This is a genomic window from Micromonospora sp. NPDC003241 (assembly GCF_053589795.1).
Genome location: NZ_JBSFSO010000051.1, coordinates 20,942 through 40,465 on the forward strand (window position 1 = coordinate 20,942; position 19,524 = coordinate 40,465).

The window sequence follows — 19,524 nt, forward strand, 5'->3', positions numbered from 1 at the left end:
TCCTTCCTCGGTCATGCCGGTGATCCGGCTCGCGTCCCACCGGAGGAGCCGGCGGATCCGCGTCGTACGAAAACGCCCACCGCCATGGCGCCGGCCAGTACGGCACCGATCGCGACGGGTACGGGTTCCAGCCAGAGCAGCGTGAGCCCGGCGATCGCGCCGAGCACGCGTTCCGGTGCGCCCGCCGGGCCGACCCCGGGCAGCCAGCCGCCCGCCGCCACGGCCAGTACCGCGACACTGAGCGCGGTGACCGTCCCGGCGACGAGGATCCGTTGTGGACCACCGATGCCGAGCAGGCCGAGCCCGGTCGGGGTGACCACGAAGGCGAGCGGGATGAGGTAGGCCGGCAGCGCGTACCGCAGGGTGTGCCACATGGTCGGCACCACCCGGCCGCCGGTGATGGCTGCGGCGGCGACCGCGGCGAGCGCGGTCGGCGGCGACACCTCGGACAGCACCGCGAAGTAGAAGACGAACATCGCCGCGGCGGGGGCGCTGACGCCGAGGTCGAGCAGGGCCGGGCCGATGATCACCCAGCCGATCACGAAGGACGCGGTGACCGGGATGGCGAGGCCGAGCAGGCTCAACGCGACGGCGGCGAGCAGCGCGGTGAGCGCCAGCACCACGGCCGGGTTCGAGCTGACCGCACCGGCGGCGTCGACCAGCAGCGCGGCGGCCTGCGGCCCGAGCCCGGTCTTGGTGGTGGTGGCGGTAATGATGCCGGCCGCCGCGCAGACGACGGTGACCGCGAGCACGCCGCGCGCGCCGCCGGAGAGCGCGTCGAGCAGCCGGGGCGGAGTGAGTCGGTGCTTCCGGTCCAGGTAGGACAGCACGATCGCGAGCAGGGTGGCCAGCACCACCGCGCGGGTGGCCGACACGCCGACGGCGAGCAGACCGACGATCGCGAAGAGCGAGGCGAAGTGGTAGCCGGAGCGGGCCAGCAGCCGCCAGGCGGAGGTGGCCGGCAGGGCCGCCGCGCGTACCCCGGAGCGCCGCGCGTCGATCTCCACCGAGAGCACGATGCCGAGGTAGTAGAGCACCGTCGGCACCATCGCCCAGCCGAGCACCTGGAGATAGGAGACGCCCAGGTACTCGGCGATGATGAACGCCGCCGCGCCGAGCGTGGGCGGGGAGAGGATGGCCCCGACGCCGGCCGCCGCGAGCATCCCGCCGGCCCGCTCCGCCGGGTAGCCGGCGCGGCGCAGGATCGGCCAGGTGACCGCGCCGATGCTGACGGTGGTGGCGGCGCCCGACCCGGAGACGGTGCCGAGCAGGAAGCCGGAGGCGACGGCGGTACGGCCGGCGGCGGTGCGGGAGCGACGGAACGCCGCCGCCGACAGGTCGACGAAGAACCGGCCCGCGCCGGAGCGGTCGAGCACCGCACCATAGATGGTGAACAGCACGATGTAGGTGGCGGCCACGTCCAACGGGGTGCCATAGAACCCGCTGTCGGAGTTGTAGAAGGCGTCCACGAGCTGCCCGAAGTCGAGCCCGGCGTGGGCCACCGCCCAGGTCTGCGGAAGCAGCCCGCCGTAGTAGCCGTAGCCGAGGAAGAGCAGGCACACCACGGGCAGGATCCAGCCGGTGGTGCGCCGGCACGCCTCCAGCAGCAGGAGCAGCAGGACGGTGCCCATCACCACGTCGGTGCCGACGAGCAGGCCCTGCCGGTCGAGGAAGGCGTCGTAGCCGCCGCCACCGCCGGCCAACGCGACCGGCAGCACCGGATAGAGACAGGCGGCCAGCGCGGCGACGCCCAACGCCCAGTCGACCCCGCTCGGCCCGGTGCGTGGCGGCCGGGCCTGCGCCGGGGACGGGACGTCCCGGTCGGTGCCCGCGTCCCGGTTGCGGCGCAGTCGGGGCAGGCGCAGGTCGGCCGGGTACGCGAGGAAGACCAGCGGGAGTACGCCGGCCAGGAAGAAGATCAGGTAGTACTTGCTGCCCTGGGCCAGCGGGCGGAACACCTGCCAGAGCGCGAGCAGTGCCACGGCCAGGGTCGCGCCGGTCAGCAGGATGGCGATCGGCCCGGAAAGCGTTCGGCCGGGCTTCTCGTCCTCGAACCGGCTGGCCAGTTCCCGTGCGTCCACCTCCGGCGGCGCGTCGGTGTCCCCGGGGGTGGGACGGCCGCCGGGCGGGGCGCTCGGGTCGGTGGCGCGATCGGGGCCGGACCGTTGCCGGGGGACGGTGGCCGGAACGGTCCCGACGGTGCGCGGATCGGCCTCGGGGTCGGCCTCCGCCACTCGGGCACGGGCGCGATTGCCCTCGGGTCCGGAATCATCGGTGAATCGGATAGCCGACACGAGGGGGGACGATACGCGAATTGACACTTCGTTGGGAACATTGTCGATCATCGTTTCCCTGAGTGACTTTCATTTTGTTTCAGTCACTCCCCGCTGCGGATGTTTCAGAATCGGTTTCGCGATCTGCGCGGGACGTGCGCGTTAGTCTGCCGAGCGCGCGGAGGGGGCCCGTGTGGCCGCGCCCGTTTTCTCCTTCTTGAGGCATTCGGCTGTCATATGTTGGCGTCGAAATGCCAGCGAATCAATTACTCTCCGTGCATGAAGTGACGGAGGGTGGCGGCGTCGTTCGAGTGGCTCGCGGCGGTCCTGGAGGCGGTGGCGCGGGTGCCGGCGCGATGCCCGGCGCGATTCGGTCGGCGCGTCACGGTTGACAACGCACGGCCGATGAGTGACGCCTCTCCGGCGCCGTACGCACCATTCTCCGTACGCATTTCCCGGGCCCGGACCGGATTCGCGGCGGCCGGTGGCGCGGCGGTGTGGCGACGGCGCAGCGATGTGGTCGACGGCACGACCCGGCAGTCGGTCCGCGCCCGGGGCTGGTGGGTGGGGTTACCCGAGCGTGCTGGCGGGGCATGTCTCGGGCGAGAACGTCGAGGTGAGGGGAGGGGCGATGGCCTCCGAGAAGTCTTCCCGTCCGGACGGGCGCGACGCACGGCGGCGGCCCGCCGAGGATCCCGGCAGCGGTGCGGAGCACCCGCCGGCCGACCGGGACGCGCCCGACGGGCCGACCCGCCTGTCCCGGGACGAGTGGGTGGCGGCGGCGCGGCGGACCGTACGGGAGTTCAACTCCGACGGCCTGACCGACTGGGCCGCCGCACTCACCTACTACGGCGTGCTCTCCATCTTCCCCGGCCTGTTGGTGCTGGTCTCGTTGCTCGGTCTGCTCGGCCCGGCCGCCACCCAGGGCGTCCGGGACACCGTCGACCAGGCGGTGCCGGAGCAGAACATCCGCCAGATCATCGACGCGGCCATCGACCAGGCGCAGCAGAACGGTGGCCTCGCCGGCCTCGCCGCCGTGATCGGTCTGCTCGGTGCCTTCTGGTCGGCCTCCGGCTACGTCGCCGCCTTCATGCGCGCCTCGAACGTCATCTACGACGTGCCGGAGGGGCGCCCGATCTGGAAGACCCTGCCGATCCGGGTCGGGGTCACCGCCGTGATCGGGATGCTGCTGCTGGCCAGCGCCGTGATCGTGGTGTTCACCGGCCGGTTCGCCCAGCAGGTCGGTGACGCGATCGGAGTCGGCCGGACGGCGGTGACGGTCTGGGACTACGCCAAGTGGCCGGTGCTGCTGATCCTGGTCAGCCTGATGTTCGCCATCCTCTACTGGGCGTCGCCGAACGCCCGGCAGGGCGGCTTCCGTTGGGTCAGCCCGGGCGGGGTCCTGGCGGTGGTGATCTGGCTGCTGGTCTCCGGCGTCTTCGCGCTCTACGTGGCCAACTTCGGTTCGTACAACAAGACCTACGGGGCCCTCGCCGGCGTGATCATCTTCTTGGTCTGGCTCTGGCTCAGCAACGTCGCGGTCCTGTTCGGCGCCGAGTTCGACGCCGAGCTGGCACGCGGCCGGGCGATCGCGGGCGGCCTCCGCCCGGTCGACCGGGAGCCGTACGTCGAGCTGCGCGACGACCGCAAGCTGAAGGACGAGGGCGAGGCGCCGCCCGCTAGCTGATCGGAGGCAGCCCGGGTCCGACCGTCGATGATCGACGGACGGGCCCGGGCTTGTCGTGCCCGGTCGGATCCGCGTCGCCGCGCTCCCGGACGCCGGCTCAGCCGGGTCGGTGTCGGCAGGCCGGCGACCACCATCTGCCACGGCGCGAACCGCCTGAGCAACCCTTTTCTTGATCCACTTGAAGCTTTTGTCTGTCGGGACAAAAGTTGGTGGAATGTCGGCCGAAGATCTGGACAGGCAGCGCGGAAGGCGCCTACTGTGTCGGACACAACACATCGGCGTTGCGTCGATGTGAATGGCATCGATGAAAGGGGTCCCGATGCGGACCGTCGAACCCCTGCACGTGCGCCTGTTGCGGTTGCTCCGCGACCAGGGGGCCGTTTCCCGAGCGGAACTGGCGGACCGCCTGGAGATACCCCGTCCCCGGCTGCTGGCCGAGCTGGAGCGTCTGGTCGGACACGGCTACGTCGCCGAGGCCGGGATGGCCGCCTCGCGGGGTGGCCGCCGCTCCACCCTGGTCGAGTTGAGCCCGGACCTTCGGTTCGCGGCCGTCGACCTCGGGGCGAGCTCCATCGACGTCGAGGTGCTCAACGGTCGCCTGGAGCCCGTGGCGGCGTACGCGGAGTCGGCCGACATCCGCTCCGGCCCCAAGGTGATCCTGCACCGTGTCAACGAACTGCTGGCCAAGGCCCGGGTGGACGGCGTCTACGACCGGCTGAACGCGGTCGGCATCGGGGTGCCCGGTCCGGTCAGTTTCCGCGACGGGGTGCCGGTATCCCCGCCGATCATGCCGGGCTGGGACCGCTTTCCCGTCCGTGAGTTGCTGACCCGCGAGCACGGCTGCCCGGCGGTGGTCGACAACGACGTGAACATCATGGCGATCGGTGAGCGGCACGGTGGGGTGGCGCACTCGGTCGACGACTTCCTCTTCGTCAAGATCGGCACCGGTATCGGGTGCGGGATCTATCTGAGCGGCGAGGTCTACCGGGGCACCGACGGCTGCGCCGGGGACATCGGCCACATCCAGGTGGACGGACACGGACCGGTCTGCTCGTGCGGCAACGCCGGCTGCCTGGAGGCGCTGTTCAGCGGTGCCGCGCTGGCCAAGGACGCCACTGCGGCAGCGCGTACCGGTGCCTCGCCCGCGCTGGCCGAACGGCTGCGCGTGCAGGGGTCGGTCACCGCCCAGGACGTCGCCGCCGGAGCCGTCGAAGGAGACGTGGCCTGCATCCAGCTCATCCGCGAGGGCGGTCGACGCGTCGGCAGCGTCCTGGCCGGACTGGTGAGCTTCACCAACCCGTCGATGATCGTCATCGGCGGTGGACTCGCCCACCTGGGGCACGTACTTCTCGCCGAGATCCGCAGCGTCGTCTACCGGCGCTCCCTGCCGCTGGCCACCGGCAACCTGCCGGTCGTGCTCTCCGAGCTGGGGCCGCGTGCCGGTGTCGCGGGAGCCGCGGTGCTCGCCAGCGACCTGGCCTTCCAGGAGGCGGCATGAACAGTCATGGTGACGTGAGCGACGCGCCGCTGGTCGAGGCCCCGGACGACACCGTCGCCGGCGAGGTGGTCCTGCGCCTGACCGACGTGGTCAAGACCTTCCCGGGCGTACGCGCGCTGGACGGCGTGCAACTGGAGGTGCGGGCCGGTGAGGTGCACTGCCTGCTCGGCCAGAACGGTGCCGGCAAGTCGACGTTGATCAAGGTGCTCGCCGGAGTGCATCGACCGGACTCGGGGCTGGTCGAATGGCGCGGGGAGCCGGTCACGTTCGCCAATCCGCAGGCCGCCATGCGGGCCGGGATCGCCACCATCTATCAGGAACTCGACCTGGTCGAGGACCTGTCGGTGGCGGAGAACGCCTTCCTGGGGCACGAGCCGCGCCGGCTCGGCTTCGTCCGCCGGGGCCAGATGGCCCGGCGTACCCGGCAGATCCTCGGCCGGCTCGGGCACGCGGAGATCCCGCCGGGCCGGATGGTGCGGGCGCTGCCCGCGGCCGGCAAGCAGGTGGTCAGCATGGCCCGCGCGCTCTCCCACGAGGCCCGGCTGATCATCATGGACGAGCCGAGCGCGGTGCTGGCCCACGACGAGGTGGAGAACCTCTTCCGGATCATCCGCGAACTGACCGCGCAGGGCATCGCGGTCATCTACATCTCGCACCGGCTGGAGGAGATCCGCGAGATCGGTGACCGGGTGACCGTCCTCAAGGACGGCCGGACCACGGCCGCGAACCTGGCGGCCCGGGACACCCCGACCGGGGACCTGGTCTCCCGGATGACCGGCCGGACCATCGAGTACGTCTTCCCGGACCGGCCCGCCGACACCGGCGTCGGCGAGGAACTGCTCCAGGTCGACGGGTTGACCCGCGCCGGGGAGTTCGCCGACGTCTCGCTCTCCGTGCGGGCCGGCGAGATCGTCGGCATCGCCGGGCTGGTCGGCTCCGGCCGGTCCGAGCTGCTGGAGACCATCTACGGCGCGCGCCGGGCCGAGGCCGGCTCGGTGCGGATGTCCGGCCGGGCCCTGCGACCGGGCAGTGTCGGCGCGGCGGTCCGGGCCGGCATGGGCATGGCCCCGGAGGAGCGCAAGAGCCAGGCGCTGCTGCTCGGCGAACCGATCTACCGCAACGTCACGCTGGCCACCTTCAGCCGGTACGCCCGACTCGGGTTCACCGACGTCGGGAAGGAACGCGCCGAGGCGGACCGGATCGCGGAGAACCTGGAGATGCGTCCGCGCGACGTACGCCGGGCGGTGCGCACCCTCTCCGGCGGCAACCAACAGAAGGTGGTGGTCGGGCGCTGGCTGCTCGGCGACACCAGACTGCTGCTGCTCGACGAACCGACCCGGGGCGTGGACGTGGGCGCCCGCGCCGAGCTGTACCAGGTGATCCGGCAGCTTGCCGCCGAGGGTGTCGGGGTGCTGCTGGTCTCCAGCGAGGTACCCGAGGTGCTCGGTCTGTCCGACCGGGTGCTGGTGATGCGGGAGGGCCGGGTCGTGCGGACGGCCCCGGCAGGCGAACTGGACGAAGACACCGTGCTCGACCTCGTGATGGCGGGGTCTCTGATGGAAGGCGCACCGGCATGAGCGAGCGTCAGCGAGCGAATCATCGATCCAGTGCGAAGGTGTCTCATGGCGGCGCGGAGCGAAGCGGAGCGCCGGCATGAGCGAGCGATCGCCCGCTACCACACAGTTGCCGGCGCAGTCGCCGCCGGTGGAGCCGGCACCGACCGGGGTGACCAAGCACGACCCGTCCGGCGGGTCGCGGCGCGGGCTCTCCTTCTGGAGCGGTGAGGGCGGCGAGGGCGCCAAGCGGAACCTGGCCCTGATCGGGGTGCTGCTGGCGCTCTTCGTGATCGGTGCGGCCACCCGCTCCGACCTCTACTCCAACCCCGACTGGGTCTGGGCCAACATGCTCAGCATCCTCAAGCTCGCCTCGGTGGTCGGCGTGGTCACCGTCGGGATGACCTTCGTGATCATCGGAGGCGGCATCGACCTCTCCGTCGGCGCGATCGTCGCGCTCGCCGGAGTCTGGTGCACCACGGTCGCCACCCAGAGCTTCGGTGCCGGCGGCATGATCTTCACCGCGATCGTGGTCGGGATCGCGGTCGGGCTGGTCAACGGGACACTCATCGCGTACGGGCGGCTGGTGCCGTTCATCGCCACGCTGGCCATGCTGGTGGCCGCCCGGGGACTGGCCGCCGAGATCTCCGACAAGCAGACGCAGATCTCGCAGAACGGCGTGATCAACGGCATCGCCAGCAACGACCTGCTCGGCATCCCGCTGCTGGTCTACATCCTCGCCGCGGTGGTCGCCGCCGGATGGGTGCTGCTCAACCGCACCACCTTCGGTCGGCGTACGGTCGCCGTCGGCGGCAACCCGGAGGCGGCCCGGCTGGCCGGCATCAACGTCCGGCTGCACACCCTGCTGCTCTACGCGCTCTCCGGCCTCTGCTGCGGCATCGCCGCGATCATGCTCACCGCCCAGGCCACCTCGGCCCAGGCGGCGATGGCCAACCTCTACGAGCTGGACGCGATCGCTGCCGTGATCATCGGTGGCACGCTGCTCAGCGGTGGGCGGGGCACCATCGTCGGCTCCCTGCTCGGTGTGATCATCTTCGCCACCATCACCAACCTGTTCGCGATCAACGGCCTCTCCACCGAGGCGCAGAACATGGTCAAGGGCGGCATCATCGTCGCCGCCGTCCTGATCCAGCAGGTGCAGTTCGGCACCCTCACCCAGTTCTTCCGCCGCAACAACCGGCTCACCACCGGCTGACTTCTCTCGCACCTTCCGCACCACACCGGGCCACCCGAGCGAACGACGGTGGCCGGGTAGCGCACACCCAATTTCCCTCCACCACCTGACATCAGGAGGTCGTCATGACCCAGCACAGTCGCGACATGTCGCGGCGCCGGATGCTCTTCGGCGGGGCGGCCGTCGGTGCCGGCGTCCTGCTCTCCGCCTGCACCAGCAACGAGCAGGGGACGCCCACCGAGGCACAGACCAAGGCGGCCGAGGGCGGCGGCAACGCCGAGCCCGGTGAGCGGGTCACGATCGGTTTCTCCGCGCCGGCCGCCGACCACGGCTGGATCGCCGCGATCACGAACAACGCCCGGGCGCAGGCCGGCGCGTACTCCGACGTGGAGTTCAAGACGGTCGAGGCCGGTGCGGACGCGGCGGCCCAGCGGGCGGCGCTGTCCACCCTGATCTCGCAGAAGCCTGACGTGATCGTGCTGCTACCGCACGACGGCAAGGAGCTGAACTCGTTCGGTCTGGAGGCGATGGCGGCCGGCATCCCGGTGGTCAACCTGGACCGGGCCTTCCCGGACGCCAAGGCGTACCGGTTGCAGATCAAGGGCGACAACTACGGCATGGGCGTCTCCGCCGCGACCTTCATCTACGAGCAGCTCAAGGCCAAGGGCGTGAGCAACCCGGTGATCGCCGAGATCGCCGGGATGGACGAGTTGGAGCTGACCCAGGAGCGGACGAAGGGCTTCAACGACACCCTGGCCCAGCACGGCCTGCGGGTGGCCAACCGGCGGGCGGCCCGGTTCACCGTCGACTCCGGCCAGCAGGAGACGAGCCAGTTGCTCCAGGCGCTGCCGAAGATCGACGCGGTCTGGAACCACGACGACGACCAGGGCATCGGCGTGCTGGCCGCGATCAGCCAGGCCAACCGCAACGAGTTCTTCATGGTCGGCGGCGCCGGCTCGAAGAAGGCGATGGAGGACATCCAGGCCGACAACACGGTGCTCAAGGCCACCGTGACCTACAGCCCGTCGATGGCCTCGTCGGCCATCTCGCTGGCTCGGCTGATCGGCCAGAACCGGGGCATGTCGGATCTGGTCGAGCTCCAGGTGCCCAAGGAGATCGTCCTCGCCTCCGAGACGATCACGAAGGAGAACGCGAGCGACTACCTCAAGCTCGGGTTCTGACACCACGGGGGGAGACCCACCTTGTCCACGACTGACAACCAACTGCGGGTCGGCATGGTCGGCTACGCGTTCATGGGCGCCGCGCACTCGCAGGCCTGGCGGACCGTGAATCGAGTGTTCGACCTGCCGGCGCGGGCCCGGATGGTGGCCGTCTGCGGGCGTGATCCGGGAAAGGTGGCCGACGCCGCCGACCGGCTCGGCTGGGAGGAGCACACCACGGACTGGCGGGAGCTGGTGACCCGCCCGGACATCGACGTGGTCGACATCTGCACACCGGGGGACAGCCACGCCGAGATCGCCCTCGCGGCGTTGGCCGCCGGCAAGCACGTGCTGTGCGAGAAGCCGCTGGCCAACACCGTCGCCGAGGCGCGGGAGATGGCCGCTGCGGCGGCCACCGCCCGAGCCGGCGGGGCCCGCTCGATGTGCGGGTTCAACTACCGACGGGTACCCGCGGTGGCGCTGATGCGTCAGCTCGTCGCCGACGGACGGCTGGGCGAGATCCGGCACGTCCGGGCCAGCTACCTGCAGGACTGGATCGTGGACCCGCAGTTCCCGCTGGTCTGGCGGTTGCAGAAGGACCAGGCGGGCTCCGGCGCGCTGGGTGACATCGGTGCGCACATCATCGACCTGACCCAGCACGTCACCGGCCAGCGGATCGCCGGGGTCAGCGCGGTCACCGAGACGTTCGTCAAGGAGCGGCCGTTGCCGTCCGGGTCGAGCGGGCTGGCGGCGCAGGCCGACGGTGCCGCCGCCACCGGACCGGTGACCGTCGACGACGCCGCGATCTTCGTGGCCCGACTCGACGGCGGCGCGCTGGCCACGTACGAGGCGACCCGGTTCGCCACCGGTCGCAAGAACGCCCTCCGGGTGGAGATCAACGGGTCGCTCGGCTCGGTCGTCTTCGACCTGGAACGCCTCAACGAGCTGGAGTTCTACGACGCCACGCGGCCCACGGCCGAGCAGGGCTTCAGCCGGATCCTGGTGACCGAGAGCGAGCACCCGTACCTGTCGGCCTGGTGGCCGCCGGGCCACATCATCGGGTACGAGCACTCCTTCACCCACCAGATGCGCGACTTCATTGAGGCGGTGGCGACCGGCGTCGACCCGTCGCCCTCGTTCGTCGAGGCGTTGCAGGTGCAACTGGTGTTGGACGCGGTGGTCCGCTCGGCCGAGCTGGGGTCCGCCTGGACCGAGGTGGAGCCGACGCTGGCGACGGTCGCCGCCTGAACCGCCTCCGGTACCGACCGGCGAGGGCCGGCCGCGGTTGCGCCCCGCGGCCGGAACGGGGTCGGTACCGGAGGTCGTGCCACCGGCCACCCGGCCCGGGGGCACGAGGAACGCGGTGCCTCCGGTGCGGCCGGACCGGGATTCCCCGGCCGCACCGGAGGACCGCCACCGACGGCAACGTCGCCGCCGGCCAGGAGATCCCGCCGGGTACGCACCACCCGATCTTCCCCGCCTCTGGGCGGACCTGTTCGCCACGAGTCGTCCGGCCCGGTCACCGATGCCGGTGGCCGACCGGTTGCGGGGGAGGCAGGGGCGCGACGCCGACCGCCCCTGCCTGCTAGCCCCGTCCGTCCGCACCGCCCGAATGCCGGCTGGCGTCGTCGCCGCCGACCTCGACGCCAGCCGGTGAGTTTCATCGGGCGGCGCGGCGGACGGGGCGCATCCGCCCGAAGTGATCCGAAGGAGCGCCATGCGTACGGGTGTCTGGCTGGTGGGGGCGCGCGGCTCGGTCGCGACCACCAGCATCGTCGGGGCGCTCGCCCTGCGGGGCGGTCTGACCGGGCCCACCGGGTGCGTCACCGAGCTGCCCGAGCTGCGCGGCCCGGCGCTGCCGACCTTCGCCGAGCTGATGTTCGGCGGCCACGACGTGGTCACCACGCCGCTCGCCAAACGTGCCGAGGCGCTCGCCGCCGCCGGCGTGCTGCCGGTCCGCCTGGTCGCCGCGTTGACCGAGGAACTGGCCGCCGTGGAACGCGATTTGCGCCCCGCGCCGATCGGCGGCAGCCAGGCCGACCGGGCCGCCGCCACCGTCCGTGACCTCGTCGACTTCCGCGAGTGGCACGGGCTGGACCGGGTGGTGGTGGTCAACGTCGCGGCCACCGAGCCGACGCCCCGACCGCACCCCGGCCACGCCGACCCGGACGCGCTGCGGGCCGCCCTCGCCGGCCCCGACGAGGTGCTACCACCCAGTTCCCTGTACGCGTACGCGGCGGTGACGGCGGGCTGCCCGTACGTCGACTTCACCCCGTCGACCGGGCTCCGGTTGCCGGCGTTGACCACGCTTGCCGACACGCACCGGGTGCCGTACGCGGGACACGACGGCAAGACCGGGGAGACGCTGCTCAAGTCGGTGCTCGCCCCGATGTTCGCGATGCGCCACCTCACCGTCCGGTCCTGGTCCGGGCTCAACCTGCTCGGCGGCGGTGACGGCGCGACCCTCTCCGACCCGGCCGCCAACGCCGCCAAGGTCCGCAGCAAGCAGCGGGTGCTCGGCGAGACGCTCGGTTACCTGCCGCAGGGCGACACCCGCATCGAGTACGTCGAGGAACTGGGCGACTTCAAGACCGCCTGGGACCTGATCACCTTCGCCGGCTTCCTGGGCACCGGGATGCGCCTGGAGTTCACCTGGCAGGGCTGCGACTCGGCGTTGGCCGCCCCGCTCGTACTCGACCTGGCCCGGCTCACCGCCGCGGCACACGCCGCCGGGATCACCGGGCCGTTGACCGATCTCGCCTTCTTCTTCAAGGACCCGCTCGGCACCGCCACCCACTCGCTCGGCGACCAGTGGACCCGACTCGCCGCGTTCACCCGTCGCCTGCACGCCGGAGGTCGCGATGCCTCGCGTGGCTGACCTCGCCGAGTTGGTCCGGGCCCCGGCCGCGCTCTCGGTGCCCGGGGACGTGGTGGCCGGTGCCGCGGCGGCCGGTGCGCTCGGCCCGGGCACGCCCGTGCTGGCCACCGCGTCGGTGTTGCTCTACTGGGCCGGGATGGCCGCCAACGACTGGGCAGACCGGCGGCTGGACGCGGTCGAGCGCCCCGAACGCCCGATCCCCAGCGGCCGGGTCCACCCCGGCCTCGCGGTCGGCCTGGCCGCCGGCCTGACCGTGGCCGGCGTCGGGCTCGCCGCGCTGGGCGGGGGCCGTCGCGCCACCGCCGTCGCGGTGCCGTTGGCCGCCGCCGTCTGGGCGTACGACCTGGCCGCCAAGAACACCGCCGCCGGGCCCGCAGTGATGGCCACCTGCCGGGGACTGGACGTCCTGCTCGGTGCCGCCGGTGGTCGACCGTCGCGGGCGTTGCCGGCGGCGCTGACCGTCGCCGCCCACACCTGGACCGTCACCGCCCTGTCCCGCCGCGAGGTCACCGGCGCCGACCGGGCGCTGCCGAGACGTACCCTGGCCGGCACCGCGCTGGTCGCGGCGAGCGCCGCGCTGCCGTCCCACCGGAGTGGGCCGACGGCCGCCGGCCGGGTGGCGGCGGCACTGCCCGGAGTCCTCGCCGGTTGGTACGCCGCCCGCTACGGCACCGCCCAGGCCCGGGTGGCCGCCGATCCGAGCGCCGGCCGGGTCCGCGCGGCGGTCGGTGCCGGCATCACCGGGCTGCCCGCGTTGCAGGGCGCGCTGACCGCGCGGGCCGGTGCCGGCCTGCTCGGGCTGGCGGTCGCCGCCGCCGCGCCGCTGGGCCGCAGGCTGGCCCGGAAGGTCTCACCGACATGACCGCCGCCGGCTCCGCGAACCCGGGCGGGCTGCGTTTCGGGTACGGCACCAACGGCTTCGCCAACCACCGGCTGGACGACGCGCTGGCGGTCATCGCCGACCTCGGGTACACCGGCGTGGCGCTCACCCTCGACCACGACCACCTCGACCCGTTCGCGCCGGGGCTGGCCCGCCGGGTCGACGCCGTCGGCCGCCGACTGGCCGACCTCGGTCTCGGTCTGGTGATCGAGACCGGGGCGCGGTACCTGCTCGACCCCTGGCACAAGCACGCGCCGACGCTGCTGCACGACGACGCCGCGCTGCGGATCGAGTTCCTGCGCCGCGCGGTGGCGATCGGTGCGGACCTCGACGCCGAGGCGGTCTCGTTCTGGGCCGGTGTCCGACCCGGGTCGGTCCCACCGGCCCTCGCCTGGGACCGCCTGGTCGCCGGCTGCGCGCCGGTCGTCGAGGCGGCCGACGCCGCCGGGGTGACCCTCGGCTTCGAGCCCGAGCCGGGCATGCTGGTCGAGGACATCGCCGACTGGCGTCGTCTGTACGCGGCCCTCGGCGCCCCGCCCCGGCTGGGCATCACCCTCGACATCGGACACTGTCGCTGCCTGGAACCGATACCGGTGCCCGACTGTGTCCACGCGGTCGCCACGCACCTGGTCAACGTGCAGATCGACGACATGCGGCGAGGCGTGCACGAACACCTGGAGTTCGGCACCGGCGAGATCGACTTCCCGCCGGTGCTGGCCGCCCTGCGCGAGGTCGGCTACCGGGGCCTGGTCGCGGTCGAGTTGCCCCGCCACTCGCACGCCGCCCCCAGCATCGCCGCCCGCTCCCTGCACTTCCTGCACACCGCCGCGTTGACCGTCGCCGCGTCGACCGCCGCCGCGTCGACCGTCGCCGCGTCGACCGCCGCCGCGTCGACCGCCGCCGCGTCGACCGCCGCCGCGTCGACCGTCGCCGCGTCGACCTCCGCTGCGTCGGCGGCCGTCGTCGCGTCGAGCTCCATGGCGTCGGCCGTCGTCGCGTCGGCCGTCGGTGCGGGCGAGGCGACAGCGGTCCCGGGGGCCGCGTGACGGTGAGGCGGACTTCGGAGCGCGGAGAGCGCTGACTGGCGAAGCGGAGGAAGGGGTGCGGACGGCGATGACACCGGACGAACTGCGGGCGGCCCTGCGGGGCGTACCCGACCCGGAGTGGCTGGCGACGGCGCTGCGGCGCGTCGCGGCCGAGCCGGCCACGATCGCGCGACTCTTTCCCGCCGCCGGACGGCACTGCGGTCGGGCCGAGCTGCCCGACCTGCCCGGCTGGACCGCCGACGAGGCGGCTCGTGCGTTGCTGCTGACCGCCCTGCCGACCGGGCACGCAGGGCAGGCAGCGCAGGCAGGGCACGCCGAGCACGCGGGACAGGCCGAGCACGCGGGACAGGCCGGGCTCGCCGGGCAGGCCGAGACGTTGTACCGGACCGGCGACGCGGCCGAGAAGCGGGCGGTGCTCAAGGCGTTGCCGCTGCTGCCGATCGGCGCGGCCGGGGTGCCGCTGCTGCACGACGCGATCCGCACCAACGACACCCGGCTGGTCGCCGCCGCCCTCGGCCCGTACGCCCGTCACCTCGACCAGCCGGCCTGGCGGCAGGCCGTGCTCAAGTGCGTCTTCACCGGCGTACCGCTGGCCGTGGTCGCCGACCTCGACGCCCGCGCCGACGGGGAGCTGGCGCAGATGCTCGGCGCGCTGGCCGACGAGCGGCGGGCCGCCGGGCGGGACATGCCCGCCGACGCGGTCGCGTTGCTGGACCGGCTGACCACCCACCACAGGGAGGTGTGATGCGGATCTTCGACCCGCACATCCACATGACGTCCCGGACCACCGACGACTACGAGCGGATGGCCGCCGCAGGGGTCCGGGCGGTGGTCGAGCCGGCGTTCTGGCTCGGCCAGCCACGGACCTGCGTCGGCTCGTTCACCGACTACTTCGACTCGCTGGTCGGTTGGGAGCCGTTCCGGGCCGGGCAGTTCGGCGTACGCCACCATGCCACGATCGCGCTGAACCCGAAGGAGGCCAACGACCCGCGCTGCCGGGCGGTGCTCGACGTGCTGCCGCGCTACCTGGAGAAGGACGGCGTGGTGGCGGTCGGCGAGATCGGGTACGACTCGATGACGCCGGAGGAGGACGAGGTCTTCGCCGCCCAGCTCGCGCTGGCGGTGGAGCACGGGCTGCCGGCGCTGGTGCACACCCCGCACCGGGACAAGGCCCGGGGCGTCGAGCGCACCCTCGCGGTGGTCGCCGAGTCGGGGATCGGGGCCGGGCGGGTGGTGGTCGACCACCTCAACGAGGTGACCGTCCGCGCCGTGCGGGACAGCGACTGCTGGCTCGGGTTCTCCATCTATCCCGACACCAAGATGTCGCCGCCCCGGATGGTCGAGCTGCTCAAGGCGTACGGGACCGAGCGGGTGCTGGTCAACTCGGCCGCCGACTGGGGTCGCTCGGATCCGCTGCTGACCCGGGCCACCGGCGAGGCGATGCTGGCGGCCGGGTTCACCCACGACGACGTGGACCTGCTGCTGTGGCGCAACCCGGTGGAGTTCTACGGCCAGTCGGGGCGGCTCGACCTGAGCGACGTCGACGCCGAGCCCACCTTCGCCGGCAACTCGATCCTGCGTGGCGGTGGCTGATGCGGCTACGCCATCCCGGCGGGCGCACCGTGCACCTCGGGTACTGCACCAACGTGCACGCCGCCGAGGACCTCGCCGGCATCGTCGCCCAGCTCGACCGCTACGCGGTGCCGGTCCGGGAGACGCTCGGCAGTGACCTGCTCGGGCTCGGGCTGTGGCTGGCCGCCCCGGTCGCCGCCGAACTGGCCGCCGCCCCGGACGCCCGTCGCCGGTTGCGCACCGAGCTGACCGTGCGCGGGCTGGAGGTGGTCACCCTCAACGGTTTCCCGTACGCGGCCTTCCAGGCATCCGTGGTCAAGGGGGCGGTGTACCTGCCGGACTGGACCGACGCGCAGCGGCTCCGGTACACCCTGGACCTCGCCCGGGTGCTGGCCGACCTGCTGCCCGACGACGCCGTGCGGGGCTCCGTCTCGACCCTGCCGCTGGCCTGGCGTACCCCCTGGGACACCGCCCGTGCGGACGCGGCCCGGCACCGGCTGGACCAGCTCGCCGCCGGGCTCGCCGCACTGGAGCGGGAGACCGGCCGGACGGTGCGGGTCGGCTTCGAGCCGGAGCCCGGCTGTGTCGTGGAGAGCAGCGCCCAGGCGGTCACCGCGCTGTCCGGGCTGGACACCGAGCGGCTCGGTATCTGCCTGGACCTCGCCCACCTCGCCTGTGCCTGGGAGGAGCCGGCCGCCGCCCTCGACCGGTTGGCCGCCGCCGGGCTGCCGGTGGTGAAGGTGCAGGTCTCCGCCGCGCTGGAGGCGGCCGACCCGGTCGGCGACGCCGATGCGCTGCGCCGCTGGGTCGAGCCGCGCTTCCTGCACCAGACCCGTGCCGCGAGCTGCGCCACCGCCACCGCCACCGCCACCGCCGGCCCGGCGGCCTCGTCGTCGGCGGGGGACCCGGCCGACCCGGCGTGGGCGGCCGACGACCTGGACGCGGCGCTCGACGCGGCGCTGCCCGGCCCGTGGCGGGTGCACTACCACGTGCCGCTGCACGCCCCGCCCGAGCCGCCGCTGGGCTCGACGCTGCCGGTGCTGCGCGACGCGCTGGCCGTCCTGCTCGGCGGCGACGACGCGGGCTGCGACCACCTCGACATCGAGACGTACACCTGGGGGGTGCTGCCGCTCCGGCGGCGCCCGCGCACCGACGCGGAGCTGGCCGCCGGGATCGCCGCCGAACTGGCCTTCACCCGCGACGAACTGGTCGCCCTCGGGCTGACCCCGACCGAAGCGGTGGTGACGCCGTGACCGACCCTGGAGGACCGTCGTGAGCCGACCCCTGGTGGTGCTGGACGTGGTGGGGCTGACCCCCCGGCTGCTGGCGCACATGCCCCGGCTGCGGGCGGTCGCCGATGCCGGTTTCCAGGCCGAGCTGGGTACGGTGCTGCCGGCGGTGACCTGCTCGGCACAGTCGACGTTCCTCACCGGGGCGCTTCCCACCGAGCACGGGATCGTCGGCAACGGGTGGTACTTCCGGGACCTCGGCGAGGTGCTGCTGTGGCGGCAGCACCACGCGCTGGTCGGCGGGGAGAAGCTGTGGCAGGCGGCCCGGCGGGCCGAGCCCGGCTACACCGTGGCGAACGTCTGCTGGTGGTACGCGATGGGCGCGGACGTGAACTGGACGGTCACGCCCCGGCCGGTCTACCACGCCGACGGCCGCAAGGAACCGGACTGCTACACCGACCCGCCCGAGCTGCACGACCGACTGACCGCGCGGCTGGGCACGTTCCCGCTGTTCACCTACTGGGGGCCGGGTGCCGGGCTGCCCTCGTCGCGGTGGATCTGCCGGGCCGCCCAGCAGATCGTCGAGGAAGAGGCACCGGACCTGACCCTGGTCTACGTCCCGCATCTCGACTACGACCTGCAACGCTTCGGTCCCTCCTCGCCCCGGGCCGCCGCTGCGGCGGCCGAGCTGGACGGCGTACTCGGGCCGCTGCTGGACGCCGCGCGGGACCGGGGGGCGACCGTGGTGGTGCTCTCGGAGTACGGCATCACCGACGTGTCCCGGCCGGTCGACGTCAACCGGCTGTTGCGGGCCGAGGGGCTGTTGCGGGTCTACACGCAGGCCGGGATGGAGTACCTGGACCCGTGGACGTCGCGGGCCTTCGCGGTCGCCGACCACCAGGTGGCCCACGTGTACGTGCGGGACCCGGCGGACGTGCCGGCGGTGGCGAAGCTCTGCGCCGGGCTGCCGGGAGTGGCCGAGGTGCTCGACGCCGACGGCAAGGCGGCGTACGGGCTGGACCATCCGCGCGCCGGTGAACTGGTGCTGGTCGCCGAGCCGGACGCGTGGTTCACCTACTACTACTGGCACGAAGACGCCCGCGCGCCGGACTTCGCCCGGCTGGTCGAGATCCACCGCAAACCCGGGTACGACCCGGCGGAGCTGTTCTTCGACCCGGCCGCCCCCGGTGCGGCGAAGCGGCGGGCCGGGGTGGCCCTGGCGCGCAAGAAGCTCGGCATGCGGTACCTGATGAGCGTGGTCGGCCTGGACGCGGGCGCCGCCGCGGTGCGTGGTTCGCACGGCCGGCTGCCCGCCGACCCCGCCGACGGGCCGGTGCTGCTCTGCTCGGACGGTTCGGCAGCGCGGGACCGGATCGCTGCCACGGAGGTGAAGGGGCTGCTACTGCACCTGGCCGGGCTCCCGGTGCGGTGACCGTCACGGTGCCGTCCGCCGACGCGGGCGCGTTACGGGCCAGGTTCGACGCCGAGCTGACCGCGTTCCTCGACCGGCAGGACCCGGACTGGCCGGACGGCGCGCCCCGGGGTGTCTTCACCACGCTGCACCGGTTCGTGCTGGCCGGCGGGAAGCGGCTGCGTCCGCTGTTCTGCTACTGGGGCTGGCGGGGTGCCGGTGGCCCGGACGGCACGCCGATCGTGACCGCCGCTGCCGCGTTGGAGCTGTTCCACGCGTTCGCGTTGATCCACGACGACATCCTGGACGGCAGCGACCGCCGCCGGGGTGAGCCCTCGGTGCACCGGATCTTCGCCGACCTGCACGCCCGCTCGTCGTGGCGGGGCGACCCCGAGGCGTACGGGCGCAACACCGCCCTGCTCTGCGGCGACCTCTGCGCGGCCTGGTCGGACCAGATGTTCCACGAGTGCGGGCTGACCGCCGAGGCGGTGCACCGGGGGTACGGCGTCTTCGCGTTGATGCGGACCGAGGTGATCGCGGGGGAGTACCTCGACCTGGTGTCCGGGGTGGGCGACGGCTCGGTGGCCAGCGCGCTCACGGTGATCCGGATGAAGGCGGCCCGCTACACGGTGACCCGGCCGTTGCAGATCGGTGCCACCCTGGCCGGCGCGCCACCCGACCTGGTCACCGCGCTGGTCGAGTTCGGCGACCCGCTGGGGGACGCCTTCCAGCTCCGCGACGACGTGCTCGGGGTGTTCGGCGACCCGGCGGTCACCGGCAAGTCCGTGCTGGACGACCTGCGCGAGGGCAAGCCGACGGTGATGATGGCGCTCGCCCGCGCCGCCGCCGACCGGTCGCAGAGCACCCGGTTGCGTGAGCTGTTCGGCAACCCGGACCTGGACGGTGACGGCGCCGCCGAGCTGCGCAAGATCATCGAGAGCACCGGTGCCCGGGACGAGATCGAGCGGATGATCCGGCGACGCGCCGAAGCGGCGCTGGCCGTGCTGGCGCACGTCCCGGTGACGCCGGAGAGCCGCGCGGCGCTGAGCGCGCTGGCCAGACAGGCGATCGACCGTCGGCACTGACTCGCCACCCCGGCAACTTTTGATCGAACTGACGAAAGTCAGTGCCGACTCGGCGGA

Annotated in this window: 15 protein-coding genes; 14 read left to right on the top strand and 1 reads right to left on the bottom strand. The window is 72.9% G+C overall.

What is annotated here, in order from left to right:
- Positions 1–11: 11 nt before the first annotated feature.
- Positions 12–2,234 carry a TRAP transporter permease gene (locus ACWDVW_RS28175; RefSeq protein ID WP_449954716.1) on the bottom strand — a complete coding sequence of 741 codons (2,223 nt, stop codon included), beginning with the start codon at positions 2,232–2,234 and terminating at the stop codon, positions 12–14.
- Between the two features lie 670 nt (positions 2,235–2,904).
- Here ACWDVW_RS28175 and ACWDVW_RS28180 point away from each other — a divergent pair.
- The 14 genes from ACWDVW_RS28180 to ACWDVW_RS28245 all read left to right on the top strand — a co-directional run bounded on the left by ACWDVW_RS28180 (position 2,905) and on the right by ACWDVW_RS28245 (position 19,467).
- Positions 2,905–3,960: a YihY/virulence factor BrkB family protein gene (locus ACWDVW_RS28180; protein ID WP_449954718.1), complete on the top strand. Its 1,056-nt coding sequence runs from the start codon at positions 2,905–2,907 to the stop codon at positions 3,958–3,960.
- Positions 3,961–4,279: 319 nt separating this feature from the next.
- Positions 4,280–5,458 (top strand): ROK family protein, encoded by a 1,179-nt coding sequence (locus ACWDVW_RS28185; protein ID WP_449954721.1) that lies wholly within the window; start codon positions 4,280–4,282, stop codon positions 5,456–5,458.
- Positions 5,455–7,035, top strand: a complete 1,581-nt coding sequence (locus ACWDVW_RS28190) for a sugar ABC transporter ATP-binding protein (protein ID WP_449954724.1) — start codon at positions 5,455–5,457, stop codon at positions 7,033–7,035. The genes ACWDVW_RS28185 and ACWDVW_RS28190 overlap by 4 nt, the downstream gene beginning before the upstream one ends.
- 76 nt (positions 7,036–7,111) lie before the next feature.
- Positions 7,112–8,227 carry an ABC transporter permease gene (locus tag ACWDVW_RS28195; protein ID WP_449954727.1) on the top strand — a complete coding sequence of 372 codons (1,116 nt, stop codon included), beginning with the start codon at positions 7,112–7,114 and terminating at the stop codon, positions 8,225–8,227.
- Positions 8,228–8,331: 104 nt separating this feature from the next.
- Complete coding sequence (locus ACWDVW_RS28200; RefSeq protein WP_350698317.1) at positions 8,332–9,387, top strand: substrate-binding domain-containing protein; 1,056 nt, start codon at positions 8,332–8,334, stop codon at positions 9,385–9,387.
- A 54-nt stretch (positions 9,388–9,441) separates the two neighbouring features.
- Positions 9,442–10,614 carry a Gfo/Idh/MocA family protein gene (locus tag ACWDVW_RS28205; RefSeq protein WP_449954769.1) on the top strand — a complete coding sequence of 391 codons (1,173 nt, stop codon included), beginning with the start codon at positions 9,442–9,444 and terminating at the stop codon, positions 10,612–10,614.
- A 469-nt stretch (positions 10,615–11,083) separates the two neighbouring features.
- Entirely contained in the window at positions 11,084–12,244 is a 1,161-nt protein-coding gene (locus tag ACWDVW_RS28210) for an inositol-3-phosphate synthase (RefSeq protein ID WP_449954732.1), read from the top strand.
- Complete coding sequence (locus tag ACWDVW_RS28215) at positions 12,228–13,106, top strand: SCO3242 family prenyltransferase (protein WP_449954734.1); 879 nt, start codon at positions 12,228–12,230, stop codon at positions 13,104–13,106. Before ACWDVW_RS28210 ends, ACWDVW_RS28215 begins: the two co-directional genes overlap by 17 nt.
- On the top strand, positions 13,103–14,170 hold the full coding sequence (locus ACWDVW_RS28220) for a sugar phosphate isomerase/epimerase family protein (protein ID WP_449954737.1): 1,068 nt from the start codon (positions 13,103–13,105) through the stop codon (positions 14,168–14,170). The genes ACWDVW_RS28215 and ACWDVW_RS28220 overlap by 4 nt, the downstream gene beginning before the upstream one ends.
- A 67-nt stretch (positions 14,171–14,237) precedes the next feature.
- On the top strand, positions 14,238–14,915 hold the full coding sequence (locus tag ACWDVW_RS28225; protein WP_449954740.1) for an EboA domain-containing protein: 678 nt from the start codon (positions 14,238–14,240) through the stop codon (positions 14,913–14,915).
- Positions 14,915–15,763, top strand: a complete 849-nt coding sequence (locus ACWDVW_RS28230) for a TatD family hydrolase (RefSeq protein WP_449954743.1) — start codon at positions 14,915–14,917, stop codon at positions 15,761–15,763. The genes ACWDVW_RS28225 and ACWDVW_RS28230 overlap by 1 nt, the downstream gene beginning before the upstream one ends.
- Complete coding sequence (gene eboE, locus ACWDVW_RS28235) at positions 15,763–16,995, top strand: metabolite traffic protein EboE (protein WP_449954746.1); 1,233 nt, start codon at positions 15,763–15,765, stop codon at positions 16,993–16,995. The genes ACWDVW_RS28230 and eboE overlap by 1 nt, the downstream gene beginning before the upstream one ends.
- 19 nt (positions 16,996–17,014) lie before the next feature.
- On the top strand, positions 17,015–18,403 hold the full coding sequence (locus ACWDVW_RS28240) for an alkaline phosphatase family protein (protein ID WP_449954749.1): 1,389 nt from the start codon (positions 17,015–17,017) through the stop codon (positions 18,401–18,403).
- A complete protein-coding gene (locus ACWDVW_RS28245) occupies positions 18,400–19,467 on the top strand; it encodes a polyprenyl synthetase family protein (protein WP_449954752.1) in 1,068 nt (355 codons plus the stop codon). The genes ACWDVW_RS28240 and ACWDVW_RS28245 overlap by 4 nt, the downstream gene beginning before the upstream one ends.
- The last annotated feature ends 57 nt before the right edge of the window (positions 19,468–19,524 follow it).

Coding starts and splice junctions, on each gene's coding strand:
- ACWDVW_RS28180 (WP_449954718.1), top strand. CDS start 2,905: ATGGCCTCCGAGAAGTCTTCCCGTCCGGACGGGCGCGACGCACGGCGG.
- ACWDVW_RS28185 (WP_449954721.1), top strand. CDS start 4,280: ATGCGGACCGTCGAACCCCTGCACGTGCGCCTGTTGCGGTTGCTCCGC.
- ACWDVW_RS28190 (WP_449954724.1), top strand. CDS start 5,455: ATGAACAGTCATGGTGACGTGAGCGACGCGCCGCTGGTCGAGGCCCCG.
- ACWDVW_RS28195 (WP_449954727.1), top strand. CDS start 7,112: ATGAGCGAGCGATCGCCCGCTACCACACAGTTGCCGGCGCAGTCGCCG.
- ACWDVW_RS28200 (WP_350698317.1), top strand. CDS start 8,332: ATGACCCAGCACAGTCGCGACATGTCGCGGCGCCGGATGCTCTTCGGC.
- ACWDVW_RS28205 (WP_449954769.1), top strand. CDS start 9,442: ATGGTCGGCTACGCGTTCATGGGCGCCGCGCACTCGCAGGCCTGGCGG.
- ACWDVW_RS28210 (WP_449954732.1), top strand. CDS start 11,084: ATGCGTACGGGTGTCTGGCTGGTGGGGGCGCGCGGCTCGGTCGCGACC.
- ACWDVW_RS28215 (WP_449954734.1), top strand. CDS start 12,228: ATGCCTCGCGTGGCTGACCTCGCCGAGTTGGTCCGGGCCCCGGCCGCG.
- ACWDVW_RS28220 (WP_449954737.1), top strand. CDS start 13,103: ATGACCGCCGCCGGCTCCGCGAACCCGGGCGGGCTGCGTTTCGGGTAC.
- ACWDVW_RS28225 (WP_449954740.1), top strand. CDS start 14,238: ATGACACCGGACGAACTGCGGGCGGCCCTGCGGGGCGTACCCGACCCG.
- ACWDVW_RS28230 (WP_449954743.1), top strand. CDS start 14,915: ATGCGGATCTTCGACCCGCACATCCACATGACGTCCCGGACCACCGAC.
- eboE (WP_449954746.1), top strand. CDS start 15,763: ATGCGGCTACGCCATCCCGGCGGGCGCACCGTGCACCTCGGGTACTGC.